Here is a 12,845-nt window from a genome sequence, read left to right on the forward strand (position 1 = left end):
GTAAATGGGCGTTGTGGTCGCTGTCGTTTATCATTCATGGGCTTTCATGCTAACCTGCAAAATATTTTTTACCTAGGTTTGTCTATTCATGTTTGGAACCATCATCCGTCATGTGGTTGGTAGTCGCAATGAGCGTCTGATTAAGAAAGCCCGTGCTGTAGTGGTCAGAATCAATGCGCTGGAAGAGCAATACCAGGCCATGGACGATACCAGTCTGGCCGGGCAGACAGCTATTTTCAAAGAGCGTATCGCCCGGGGTGAAAGCCTCGATGCCTTACTGCCCGAAGCCTTTGCCGTGGTTCGCGAAGCTACCCGGCGGGTGATAGGTATGCGCCACTATGACGTGCAGCTGATTGGCGGATATATGCTGCATGAAGGCAAAATCGCAGAAATGCGGACCGGCGAAGGCAAGACACTGGTCGCTACGCTGCCCGCCTACCTGAATGCCTTGACGGGCAAGGGTGTGCACGTAATTACCGTCAATGATTATCTGGCCAGCCGTGATGCGCAATGGGTTGCCAAAGTACATAATTTTCTGGGGCTTAGCGTGGGCACCATCATTTCCGATCTGGCTACGGAAGACCGGCGTGCAGCTTATGCAGCCGATATTACCTATGGTACCAATAACGAATTCGGCTTCGATTATTTGCGCGACAATATGGCTTTTTCGCCTGCTGACCGGGTCCAGCGTGGCTTGCATTATGCGATTATTGACGAAGTGGACTCCATCCTCATTGATGAAGCGCGGACTCCCCTTATTATCAGTGGCCCTACCGAAGAAAATACGGATTTATATTTCCGGGTAGACAAGCTGGTAGGGCAATTTGTCGTCGAGGAAGATTACACGGTTGACGAAAAAGCCAAGCAGGTGATGCTCACCGAGGAAGGTATTGAAAAGGCCGAAAGGCTCATGGCTGAACATGGCCTGCTGACTGAAGATAATCTTTACGATCTGGCTAATGTCACCCTGGTGCATCATCTGAATCAGGCGCTGCGGGCGCATGTCATTTATCATCGCGAAACCGACTACATTGTCCGTGATGGCGAAGTTTGCATTGTGGATGAATTTACCGGTCGTATGATGACCGGGCGGCGCTGGTCCGACGGATTGCATCAGGCGGTGGAGGCCAAGGAAGGGGTCGAGGTCCAGAATGAAAATCAGACGCTGGCTTCCATTACCTTCCAGAATTATTTCCGGATGTACGACAAGCTTTCCGGAATGACCGGAACGGCTGATACTGAAGCGTTTGAACTGAATCAGATTTACAATCTGGAAGTGGTGGTTATCCCGACCCATAAGCCGGTTCGGCGTCTGGATATGGCGGATCTTATTTATCGCACGGCGCAGGAAAAATGGACGGCCATTGTTGAGGATATACGTGATTGTCATCAGCGTGGGCAACCGGTGCTGGTGGGTACGACTTCCATCGAGCATAACGAGTTTCTCTCGCATCTGCTCAAGCAGGCGAAAATTCCCCATGAAGTGTTGAACGCCAAGCAACACCAAAGGGAGGCGGAAATTATCGCCCAGGCGGGTACGCCCGGAGCGGTGACCATTGCCACCAACATGGCCGGTCGGGGCACGGACATTGTGTTGGGCGGCAATGTGGGGCATCAGGTGGATATGGTGCTGGCAGATCCGGATATGGATGAAGAACGTAAAAGTGAGCGCGCCGAAGCCCTGAAAAATGGATGGCAAGGCTTGCATGATCGCTCAATCGAAGCGGGTGGTCTGCATATTATCGGTACTGAACGCCATGAATCCCGGCGTGTGGATAATCAGTTGCGGGGCCGTTCCGGCCGGCAGGGTGATCCGGGCACCACCCGCTTTTATCTGTGCCTGGAAGATCCGCTGATGCGGATTTTCGGCAGTGACCGTTTGGGTGGGCTGATGCAGAAGCTGGGGATGAAAGAGGGCGAGGCCATCGAACATCCCTGGGTCACTAAATCCATTGAAAATGCGCAGCGCAAGGTCGAAAGTCGCAACTTCGATATTCGTAAACAACTGCTGGAATATGATGATGTAGCGAACGAGCAGCGTAAAATCATTTATCAGCAGCGCAATGCCTTTATGGATGCGGATGATGTCAGCGAGGAAATCCAGGTTTTACGTGAGGATGTACTGGATGCAGTGCTGGCGGATTACACTCCTGCCGGAGTCATGGAAGAAGAATGGGATGTTCCGGGTCTGGAGTCGGCCCTGCAGCGGGTGTTCGGGCTGGAAGCCCCCGTCGAGCAGTGGCTGGAACTCGACAAGCGTTTGAACTACGAAGGGCTGCGCAGCAGGATCATGGAGATGGTGCAAACGTCTTATGCCGAGAAAGAAGCCTTGATGGGTAGCGAAATGGCGCGCCATTTTGAAAAGTCCATCATGCTGCAGGTGCTGGACAGCCAGTGGAAAGATCATCTGGCAAGTATGGATCATTTGCGTGAAGGCATTCATTTACGCGGCTATGCGCAAAAAAATCCCAAGCAGGAATATAAAAAAGAGTCCCTGGCGATGTTCAACAGCATGTTGGCGCGCATGCGCGAAGAGGTCATCAGTACCTTGTCGCGTCTGCATGTCAGTCCAGCGGCGGAAACCATGGATTGGGACGCCCTGGCGCGCGCTGCCGCGCCGCAGCACATACAGTTTTCTCACCCTGATTTTGCGGGTGAGCCGCTGGCTGAAAATCCGGGTTTGAGCGCATTAGCCGAGGGGGTCCTCGGAGAACATCTGGCAGATTCGTCCACTCGTTCTTCTGCGCAATCCCCCCTGATTGGCGATGACAAAATTGGCCGGAATCAGCCCTGCCCCTGTGGATCAGGCAAAAAATACAAGCATTGTCACGGACGCTTACAATAAGGAGCTGCTATGGCTGTTGGCCTTCTTCCTCCCCACGATTTGCTGCCTGTAGCCGGTTTGCGGCTGGCGGTCACCGAAGCGGGCATCCGCTATGCCGGACGCCGTGACCTCACCCTGATTGCTGTGGATGAAGGCACTCAGGTAGCGGGAGTGTTTACGCGGAACCGCTTCTCGGCGGCGCCGGTATTGATGGCCCAGCGGCATTTGTCCTCGGGAACCCCCATCCGGGCGCTGGTCATCAATACGGGTAATGCCAATGCGGGTACGGGGGCTGCAGGCTTGCAGGCGGCAGAAGATTCCTGCCGGGTTGTTGCTGTCGCTTTGGATTGTCCTTGCGAGTCGGTGCTGCCCTTTTCCACCGGGGTGATAGGTGAACCGGTAGATCTGGCCGGAAAAATCTCTGCTGCGCTTCCCGCCTTAAAAATACATCTCGATGAAAATCATTGGGAAATGGCTGCCGCTGCCATCATGACTACCGATACTATCCCCAAGGCCTGCTCACGGCAGCTTGAACTGGATGGTGAGCGGGTAACGGTAACGGGCATGGCCAAGGGTTCTGGCATGATTCGTCCAGATATGGCGACCATGCTGGCCTATCTGGCTACCGATGCCCCCCTGCAGGGAGAAGCCTTGCAGCAGTGTCTGCAGGACGCCATGGCGCAATCGTTCAATCGGATTACGGTAGATGGAGACACTTCTACCAATGACGCCTGTATGTTGATGGCGACGGGCAAAATTGCCGCTGAGCCCATCAGCAGTGCCGAAGATCCGCGCTATGCGCCGCTCTGTGCAGCGATCACCGAGGTGGCCCAATTTTTGGCCCAGGCCATTGTTCGGGATGGCGAGGGAGCCAGCAAATTTATTCCTATCCACATTGCAGGGGGACGCAATGTGGAGGAATGTCTGCAGGTGGCTTATCGCATGGCGCACAGTCCTCTGATCAAGACGGCCTTTTTTGCTTCAGACCCCAACTGGGGGCGCTTGCTGGCCGCCATTGGTTCGGCCGGGGTCGATGATCTGGAAGTGGATAAGGTTCAGGTCAGCCTGGGGGAAACGCGCATTGTCCGGGATGGTGCCCGAGACCCTGATTACACCGAGGCTGCCGGGCAGGCGGTGATGGCCGAGGCGGAAATTCCGGTGCGGGTGGATTTGGGTCGCGGGCAGGCGAGCGCGACGATCTGGACCTGTGATTTATCCTATGACTACGTGCGTATTAACGCCGATTATCGCAGCTGATGACCGTCGTTCCTGTAGCCACGGGCATTCTTGAGGACGAAAAAGGTCGTCTGCTTGTTTCCCTGCGCCCTGAAGGCAAACCCTGGCCGGGGTTTTGGGAGTTTCCCGGTGGCAAGGTGGACCCCGGAGAAACAGCCGTGGAGGCTCTGCATCGCGAATTATGGGAAGAAATCGGCATCCGGGTGCAGGATGCGGAACCATTCCGGACCCTGGATTATACCTACCCCGAGCGGACGGTGCGCCTGCATTTTTATCGGGTGCGACGCTGGAATGGTGCGGCTCATGGTAAGGAAGGGCAGCAGATTCGCTGGTTGTACCCTTGGGAAATTCCGGCGTTGGAGTGTCTGCCCGCCAACCTGCGGATGACGGCAGCCGTACTGGAAGAATCTTTACCGCACCCGCCACTATGCCTGATTGTAGATCCGGCCCGTGTGGAGCCCCAGGCATTTGCTCATGCCTGGCGGGAAGCGCTGAGAGCCGGCCTGCAATGGGTGATTCTGCGTTGCAAAAGCGCTGTGGATGAAGAGCGCGCGAAGTTGTTGAAATCCCTTTGCGCAGAATCCCTGGCCGCAGGTGCGCAGGTCTGGCTGAATCATGCTGAACCTCTGCCGGACTGGCCGCATAGTGGTCGGCATTTGACGCAATCCCAATTGGAAGCTGGCTTGCGCCCTTCGGAGCCCTTTGGTGCTTCCTGTCACAATGCCGGGGAAATCCACCAGGCGGCCCAGGCGGGGGCCCGTTATGCCTTGCTTTCCCCATTGTTTTCCACCCGCTCCCATCCGGATACGCTGCCATTGGGCGAAAAAGCATTTGCCGAACTGCTGGAAACATCGGCCATACCGCTTATTGCCTTGGGTGGGCTAACGGCAGAGCGTGTTCCTGCGGCCGTGGCTGCCGGGGCCAGTGGGGTTGCCATCCTCTCGGGAATTCTCGACGCTCCTGATCCTTTTGTTACCACCAGTGATTTTCTGCGCTATTGGAGACCCTGAGTGCCCCGAATTTCCGTCGTTATCCCGCTGTACAACGAAATCGACAACGTCACCCCGCTGTGTGATGCCCTGAGTGCGGCGCTGGCGGGAGCAGATGCTGAAATCATCATTGTCGATGATGGTAGTCGTGATGGCAGCGCGGCGGCCCTGGACCGGGAAGCCGCAGCACGCGGAAACCATTTCAAGATGATTCATCTGCAAAGAAATTTTGGCCAGACAGCGGCGATGCAGGCGGGAATTGATGCTGCCCAGGGGGAGGTCATCGTGACCCTGGATGCGGACCTGCAAAATGATCCTCAGGATATTCTCCCTTTGGCTGAGCGCTTGCTGGCTGAAAATCTGGATGTGGTAGCGGGTTGGCGCAAAAATCGCCAGGATGGTCTGTTTTTGCGCAAAATACCTTCGCGTATCGCCAATCGACTCATTCGCCGCTTTACGGGGGTACGTTTGCATGATTATGGCTGCACGCTCAAAGCCTACCGGGCTTCGGTGATCAAGGGGGTGCGTCTTTATGGAGAAATGCACCGCTTTATTCCGGCCTGGTTATCGACCCTGACTTACACCGATCGTATTGTGGAAGTGCCCGTGCGTCATCATGCGCGTGTGGCAGGCAAGAGCAAGTACGGGATTTCCCGAACTTTTCGGGTGCTGGTAGACTTATTGTTCGTCAAGTTTTTTCTGGGTTACAGCCAGCGACCCATGCATTTTTTTGGTACTGTCGGGCTGTTTTCGCTGTTTGTAGGCTCTGGCATGCTGATTTATCTGTTTATTGATAAATTCGCCGAAGGCGCAGAGATTTCCGGTCGGCCCATGCTCATTGCGGGTGTCCTGTTTTTTCTGGGAGGGCTGCAGTTTTTGAATACGGGTATCGTCGGAGAGATGTTGTCGCGGATATATTTCGAAGGGCAAGGTAAGACGACTTATGTTGTCCGTGATATAGTAACTGGTAAAGATGCATAACAAGAAAATAACCTTTAGGGATAAAAAAATTAAAGAGGATCTTTGTCCTAAAAGAATAATTGTAATCGTATTGCAGAGAATAGGTGATGTATTGCTAGCGACACCCATCGCTGAGAGCTTCAAAAAAAAGTGGCCGGATGTAGAAATAGATTTCCTAGTAAATAAAGGAACCGAAGATATTCTTGGAAAAAGGGGTGAAAGAATTACAAATATTCTTACATTTGACAAGTCAGCTGGTGTTTTGGATCACTTAAAATTGTATTTTAAATTGTTTCGCAAATATGACTTGGCTGTTTCTACGCAGGCTGGAGATAGGTCATTGTTTCTGGCCTGGATTTCCGGAAAAAAAAGGGTTTCATCTGTTCCAGGGAAGAAAAAACTGCTAGAATGGAAAAAATTAATCTGTAGTGGATGGGTAGAAGATAATAATTCAAACAGACATGTTGTTGAATCAAATCTTATGTTGGTTGATGCTATTGCCGTTGAACCGGTGTCAAAATTATCAATTCCATATTTTAATGTAAATTATTCGGTAGATGAATTTATTACAAATATCGGGAATTTTGTTGTGATTCACCCTTGTGCCAGATATATCTATAAGAACTGGAACAAAGATTCATGGGTAAAATTGATTGAAAAAATTATAGCCGAGGGTTTTTATATTTTGATTAGTGGTGGTCCAGATGAGAAAGAAGTAAACTATTGTAGAGAAATTAAAGAATGTTTCGTGGCGCTAGATAGTCAAGTGATAAGCATCGCAGGGCGGTTCAACTTCTCAGAGCTGGCTTATTTGTTGTCAAAATCTTGTTTTTATATTGGTGTTGATACTTCTGTTACACATATGGCTGCGGCCATTGGTGTGCCTGTTTTCTGTCTGTATGGGCCTACTAATCCAGTAAAATGGGGGCCATGGCCTAAAGGATACGATGGTACATCCTCACCATTTGTTACTTATGATGATACCTGTCAAAACGTCAATAACGTGTTATTAATTCAAGGCAGCAAAGAGTTTGGATGTATCCCATGTCAGGAAGAAGGATGTTATAAGAATTTGAATTCAAAAAGTCTTTGTTTGGAAAGTATTAATTTTGATAAAGTTTTTGGCTTAATCAAAATGAAAATGAAAAAAATATAGAAATTTTTATATGAGAATGATAATTAAATTTTTTGTATGGATGACCGCCTATTCTCCGTCTTTTATTAGAATTTCAGTCGGTAAACTTCTTGGATTTACTGCTTTCGTGTTGTTTTCAGATTTAAGAAAAGTGGTAATAAAAAATTTAGAGATAACAGGATTTTGTTTAGAAGGAAAAGGTTGTCACAAGCTTGTAAGGAATGTGTTTGTTGAATTAGGTATTGCTGTTACCCAATTAGGTCCGATATGGTCGTGGAATATAGAGAAAACTCTGAGCTTAATTTCAGAAGTGCAGGGCATTGACCAATTAAATGATGCAATAAAAAAAAATAAAGGCGTTATACTGTTTACTGGGCATTTTGGTTCTTGGGAATTTTTGAATCAGTACCTAGCCGTGTACTGGTCTATTTCTATAATTTACAGAAGGATAGACAACGACGTACTGGAAACTCTTATTAAGAATTTTCGTACAAGAACAGGATCAATTCTTTTAGAAAAGAAAGCTGCTTTAAGGCCCCTTATTAGGGCACTGAGGGAAGGGAAAATGGTTGGTGTTTTGACAGACCAGAATGTAGATAAACACGAAGGCATCTTCTCTCCTTTTTTTGGAAGAATGGCTTCTACGTCGCCACTTGTAGCGTCACTTGCTCGGGTAAGATATAGTCCGATTTTTGGGGTATTCGCTACTAGAACCAAAGACCATAAAAAAATCATAATAAAATTTAAAGAGCTAAAGTACGATGCTGAGAATTTTAACGAGCAATTTATAATAGATAGACAAAATCAAATATTAGAAGAAGAAATAAATAAAAACCCAGAACAATATTGGTGGTTTCATAAAAGATTTAAGGCGGTTAAGGATGACGATTTATATCCATATGATTTCGGTAATTAGTGCCCCATATTATGGGTGTTGAATAAAAATTGGAGCTACTATGGAAAAAGAAATTAAAAGTATTCTTTTGTTAAAGCATTACGGTACTGGCATAGGAGACATGGTGCGGTGGACTGCATCATGGAAGTCTCTAAAAGAAAAATTTCCTGAGGCTAAAATACATATGTTTTTCTGGCCACATAAGGTTGGAACGGCAGGTGAATATCTTATTAAAAACTCGGCTTACATTGAAAGTCTGATCGTTGAGCAAAGGAATATAAGAAAAACAAAATTATATAGTTATACCACTGTATCATCATTTCGTTCTGCGTTTAAGAGTTTAAGAGAGTTTATAAGTAAAAATAAAATTGATTTGGTTGTTGATCAAGAGATACATGGTTTAGACAATTCAATTTTGTCTATATGGTTAAGGATGCATGGTGTTAAAACATTGGGTGTTTCTGGGTATCTGTTTAAAAAGTTTTTTTATACATATCATTCTATCTCAGAAAAAGAATATGCGAAGAAGTTTAATTTGACTTTACCTCTTGATTATACCGAGAAGGATTATATATCGTTGAGCTATCTTGGTATCAACAGAGATGGTCAACAAATAATAATACAACCAAAGCCGCATAAAAAACAGAATATTTTTGAATTTAAATATAAACAACTTATAGTAGGAATAAATATTGGTTGCGGACCAGGTTTGGATGTAAAAAAGAGACCAGATTTAAAGTTGTTTTCAAAGCTTATAACCTTGCTAGTGACGTCCGGCTTTGCGGTGGTTATTACGGGCACAGCAGATGAAAAAAAGATAAATGAGCTGGTTATTGATTGTCTTGCAGATTCTGTCAAAAACAAAGTTATTGATGCTGCTGGTACTACAGACTTGCCTGAACTTTTGTTGCTGATAAGTTATTGTGATGCGTTTATTTCTTCCGATTCTGGACCTTTCCATTTGTCGGTGGGGCTTGATGTTCCAACCATTGGTATTTTTAACTGGCATAATCCTTCGTGTTATCATCATAAGTCGAACGTAAGAAATTTTGTCACTAATGCTAATGCTGATGCCGATGCTGGAAATATTATTTGCTTGTTATCTGAATTATTGAAGGATTAAAAATGAAATCAACATATGATAAGTATTATCTTTTTTTGATTCTGATTTTGTTTTTTTTGCCTCTATCGATTGTTGCTGTTGAGATTTTTACGGGGTTGTTTGTTTTGAATTTCATGATTTTTGGTAAATATCGTGATCTAGATCGTGACTGGCTTAATATTTCGGTTTTATTAATAATTTTTGTGCACTTTCTGAGTGCTTTGATTGAAGGGTTTCCTTCAAATGCTATACATTCTTTACTTCAATCTGCTTGGTTATTGTTTATACCGATTACTCGCACGTATTATTTTTCATTCCTTGAAGCGTCTAACCTTAAGAAATGGTTTATAAATGGACAAATTGTTAATTCATGCTTTGGTGTTGCTGAGGCGCTAGGATTTAATGTAATAGATACGTATGGCCAGGGACATATTGGGTTGGTACCGTTCCATATATGGTCGAGTATGATGCTTGCACTTGGTATTATTTTTATTGTCCTAGATTTGATTGACCGTAAGATGTACCAAAGCAAGATATGGCCATTTTTATGGCTCATTTTTTTGCTCTGGGAGCTATTTAGTACTAGTGGGAGGACAGGCCAGGCAGTTATGGTGATAATTCTTGCCTACATTTTGTTTGTTAAAGTAAGGCGAAAGGAAATTTTCATGATAGCAGGCCTTATTTTGTTTGTATCTCTATTTGCTTTTTCAGCATTTAGATCAATTTGGCTATCTGCTTACCAACAAGTTGTTGCCATGATTTCCAGTGGTGAATATTTAACAAGTGTTGGTTTAAGGATTTTATATATTAAGGCTTCTATTATTATGTTTATTAACCACCCTGTTTTTGGGATTGGTATAGGATCTTTCAGGGTTGAATTCTATAGGCTTGTTTCATTGAAATTGATACCATATGTTCCTAAATACTTAGCTGGCGTTATCGGTCCTACAAATATGTATTTTCAGTATATTTCAGAATTAGGGTTAATTGGTATATCAGTGTTATTATCATTTGTTTATAGCCTATTTAAATTTATCCTGTCTTCATCTTATGATTTAAGAATGATGAAAATTGTTACGGTTATGTGGATGATGATTGGCGGTTTGGCTGATGTAACATTTACAACGTGGTGCCTTATTATACCTTTTTGCATTTTTGTATCTTTGTCGATTGATGAAAATTATAAGCTGATTCGGCTTGGAAGTAATAATAAGAATCTGTGATACGCTCTTATTGTCCGCGATGATGAGAGTAAATTTATGGATTGAGTCTGGAGCATTGAGGCTCGGATACAGGAATGATATAAATGACAGGAGTGCTTGCTTATTCTGGCACTGAGTTAGATTCCCCTGTGGGGGCTAACGTAACCTTCAAACCCGAGGAGTGACGACTGGAACTACAGATCAACTCTGAAACATGGGTTATCACTTTAACCGCTTTCTCTGGTTCTTGATGCAGCATTGAACATTTGACTATGGTCTGGGTGAGGGCAAAACTTGCAACACAATAACCGTTATTGCAAATTAAATAAAATTAATTGTTTAATTATATTGATTTTTAATAGGAAGATTACTTGATGGTTTCTGTCGTCATTGTCAATTTTAACGGGAAGTCACGCATCTGCGCATGCATTGCATCTTGCAAGGCTGACGGTGTAGACGAAAAAGATATTATTATTATCGATAATGGTAGCAATGATAGTTCTGTCTCTATGCTTCGGGAACAATTTTCAGAAATGATAATTATTGAGAACTCGTGCAATGCTGGTTTTGCCCGAGCGGTCAATCAGGGTATTCGTGAATCTCAACAGGATTTGATCCTTATTTTAAACAATGATGCCCGTTTACAGGCTGGTTGCATCGCTAATTTTATTCAATGTGCGCAGAGTTTTCCAAATGCTGCGTTAATAGGTGGCCGTCTGATTGATGCGCAACAATCCCCTCAAAATGTGGTGGCACCTTTCCCGAGTGTGTGGCATGAATTACTTCCGAAGTTTTTGATCAAGAGCTTCCTAGGTCGTGACAAGATGGGACGTTTGGCAGATGTTTCGCACCCCTTGGTGGTTCCGACCGTTATAGGAGCGGCACTCATGTTACGGAAATCCTGCCTGGCTAAGTTGGGATTCATGGACGAAGATTTTTTCTTTTATCTGGAAGAAACTGAGTGGTGTCATCGTGCTCATCAGCTAGGTTTTGACGTTGTTCTTTGCCCGCAGGCTGTCGTTGTGCATGAGTTAGGGGGTACTGCAAATCAGTATCAAGCGGCTTCACGCATAGAATTTCATCGGTCCCGTTTGCTTTACGCTCGCAAGGTTGAGGGAAGTCTTGCCTGGTCTGTATTGTCTATTCACTATTACTTCAGCTCTACTATCAATCTGATAAGTAACGCTCTAGCTATGGTCTTGACGCTTTTTCTGGTTTCAAGATTGCGCCGCAAGACGCGGATGTATGCCGTTGTCTGGCTCTGGCATTTTTCGGGGCGGCCCTCGGGCTGGGGTTTACCCAACAAATGCCCACGGTCTAAAAATGATTAATCTTTCTGTTGTTTACATCAGTAAAAACAGTGAAAAACATCTTTCGCAATCCTTGGCCAGTGTACAGGAATTGGCTGATGAAATCTTGTTGGTAGATTGTGGTTCTACGGATCAAACGACGACAATTGCAAATAATTTTGGTGCGAGGGTGCTTCATCAGGAATGGTTGGGATTTGGAGGGCAGAGACAATTTGCAGTTGAAGCTGCCCGTCATGACTGGATACTGATGTTGGATACCGATGAAATATTGCGTCCAGATGCCAGGCAACTCATTTTTTCGGCTATCAGTGAGAGCTCTGCGGCAGGTTTCTACCTGTTGCGGCAAAATTATATCGGCCACAAGCCGGTGCGTTATAGTGAATGGCGGAACGATTGGGTGCTGCGTTTATTTGATCGACGAGAAGGGAGTTACGATACACAAGCAACGGTTCATGAATCATGGCAGTGTTCTGGTCTCACTCAGCGTCTTCCTGGAGTTTCTATCGATCATTATCCATTTGCCTCTCTGAAAGAAATGTTGCCAAAATTGCAGCGCTATGCGGAGCTTAATGCAGAAAAAGTTTATGGACGCGGTCGACCCATATCGTCTTGGGCACCAATGAGCCATGGATTGTCGGCCTTTCTACGCAGTTACATCCTGCGCCTGGGCATTCTCGATGGTGTCGATGGTGCCGCCATTGCCTGGACCACAGCCTTGGGGGCTTTCATGAAATATGCCATTGCCCGTGAAATGCAGTTGCAGGACAAGGAAAATTCGTGAAATTGCTGCTGCTGCGCCTCAGTTCTTTGGGGGATGTGCTGCATACTTTGCCGGCCATGTCCGATTTGGCGTTGCATTGTCCTGATGTGGAAGTGGACTGGTTGGTGGAGCCTGCTTTCGCTCCAGTTGTTGCCTGGCATCCGAAAGTCAAAAATGCCATTCCTTTTTCTCTGCGAGCCCTGAAAAAAACACCACTTACTTTTCCTGCCGCACTGCGCCAGCTCCGTAACATATTGCTTTCGAATCAATATGATGCGGTGCTGGATAGTCAGGGGCTCTATAAAAGTGCATTGCTGGCCCGGTTGGCGGGTGCTCCGGTTTTGGGACTGGCGGCGGACAGTGCCAGAGAGCCTGGGGCTTCCCGCTTGTATCAACAGCGCTTTACGGTTCCCTGGTCCAGTCCTGCCATTG

General features: G+C 46.3%; 11 protein-coding genes. All 11 read left to right on the forward strand.

The genetic code is table 11. The annotated features are described in order from the left end of the window. Window positions 1-88 precede the first annotated feature (88 nt). On the forward strand, window positions 89-2,845 hold the full coding sequence (secA, locus tag AC2VLY_RS14035) for a preprotein translocase subunit SecA (RefSeq protein ID WP_486892394.1): 2,757 nt from the start codon (window positions 89-91) through the stop codon (window positions 2,843-2,845). A 9-nt stretch (window positions 2,846-2,854) separates the two neighbouring features. After that, complete coding sequence (gene argJ / locus AC2VLY_RS14040) at window positions 2,855-4,081, forward strand: bifunctional glutamate N-acetyltransferase/amino-acid acetyltransferase ArgJ (RefSeq protein ID WP_486892393.1); 1,227 nt, start codon at window positions 2,855-2,857, stop codon at window positions 4,079-4,081. Beyond that, window positions 4,081-5,070 (forward strand): Nudix family hydrolase, encoded by a 990-nt coding sequence (locus AC2VLY_RS14045; protein WP_486892392.1) that lies wholly within the window; start codon window positions 4,081-4,083, stop codon window positions 5,068-5,070. Before argJ ends, AC2VLY_RS14045 begins: the two co-directional genes overlap by 1 nt. After that, window positions 5,071-6,030 carry a glycosyltransferase family 2 protein gene (locus tag AC2VLY_RS14050; RefSeq protein WP_300250124.1) on the forward strand — a complete coding sequence of 320 codons (960 nt, stop codon included), beginning with the start codon at window positions 5,071-5,073 and terminating at the stop codon, window positions 6,028-6,030. After that, entirely contained in the window at window positions 6,023-7,165 is a 1,143-nt protein-coding gene (locus tag AC2VLY_RS14055; protein WP_300250126.1) for a glycosyltransferase family 9 protein, read from the forward strand. Before AC2VLY_RS14050 ends, AC2VLY_RS14055 begins: the two co-directional genes overlap by 8 nt. Window positions 7,166-7,175: 10 nt before the next feature. Further along, on the forward strand, window positions 7,176-8,060 hold the full coding sequence (locus tag AC2VLY_RS14060; RefSeq protein WP_300250129.1) for a lysophospholipid acyltransferase family protein: 885 nt from the start codon (window positions 7,176-7,178) through the stop codon (window positions 8,058-8,060). 40 nt (window positions 8,061-8,100) lie between these two features. After that, window positions 8,101-9,162: a glycosyltransferase family 9 protein gene (locus AC2VLY_RS14065; protein ID WP_486892391.1), complete on the forward strand. Its 1,062-nt coding sequence runs from the start codon at window positions 8,101-8,103 to the stop codon at window positions 9,160-9,162. Between the two features lie 2 nt (window positions 9,163-9,164). Then, window positions 9,165-10,364: an O-antigen ligase family protein gene (locus AC2VLY_RS14070; protein ID WP_486922492.1), complete on the forward strand. Its 1,200-nt coding sequence runs from the start codon at window positions 9,165-9,167 to the stop codon at window positions 10,362-10,364. A 353-nt stretch (window positions 10,365-10,717) separates the two neighbouring features. Then, window positions 10,718-11,674 carry a glycosyltransferase family 2 protein gene (locus AC2VLY_RS14075; protein ID WP_486892395.1) on the forward strand — a complete coding sequence of 319 codons (957 nt, stop codon included), beginning with the start codon at window positions 10,718-10,720 and terminating at the stop codon, window positions 11,672-11,674. Then, window positions 11,667-12,434: a glycosyltransferase family 2 protein gene (locus AC2VLY_RS14080; protein WP_486892389.1), complete on the forward strand. Its 768-nt coding sequence runs from the start codon at window positions 11,667-11,669 to the stop codon at window positions 12,432-12,434. The genes AC2VLY_RS14075 and AC2VLY_RS14080 overlap by 8 nt, the downstream gene beginning before the upstream one ends. Continuing rightward, window positions 12,431-12,845 (forward strand): glycosyltransferase family 9 protein (locus AC2VLY_RS14085; protein WP_486922493.1); only part of this gene is annotated, 415 nt, incomplete at its 3' end. The genes AC2VLY_RS14080 and AC2VLY_RS14085, both read left to right, overlap by 4 nt.

It is taken from the genome of Acidithiobacillus sp. TH-A36, from assembly GCF_057473445.1.

Bases quoted from the DNA above. Each gene is read 5' to 3' on its own strand.
- secA (WP_486892394.1), top strand. From the start codon at position 89: ATGTTTGGAACCATCATCCGTCATGTGGTTGGTAGTCGCAATGAGCGT.
- argJ (WP_486892393.1), top strand. From the start codon at position 2,855: ATGGCTGTTGGCCTTCTTCCTCCCCACGATTTGCTGCCTGTAGCCGGT.
- AC2VLY_RS14045 (WP_486892392.1), top strand. From the start codon at position 4,081: ATGACCGTCGTTCCTGTAGCCACGGGCATTCTTGAGGACGAAAAAGGT.
- AC2VLY_RS14055 (WP_300250126.1), top strand. From the start codon at position 6,023: ATGCATAACAAGAAAATAACCTTTAGGGATAAAAAAATTAAAGAGGAT.
- AC2VLY_RS14060 (WP_300250129.1), top strand. From the start codon at position 7,176: ATGAGAATGATAATTAAATTTTTTGTATGGATGACCGCCTATTCTCCG.
- AC2VLY_RS14065 (WP_486892391.1), top strand. From the start codon at position 8,101: ATGGAAAAAGAAATTAAAAGTATTCTTTTGTTAAAGCATTACGGTACT.
- AC2VLY_RS14070 (WP_486922492.1), top strand. From the start codon at position 9,165: ATGAAATCAACATATGATAAGTATTATCTTTTTTTGATTCTGATTTTG.
- AC2VLY_RS14075 (WP_486892395.1), top strand. From the start codon at position 10,718: ATGGTTTCTGTCGTCATTGTCAATTTTAACGGGAAGTCACGCATCTGC.
- AC2VLY_RS14080 (WP_486892389.1), top strand. From the start codon at position 11,667: ATGATTAATCTTTCTGTTGTTTACATCAGTAAAAACAGTGAAAAACAT.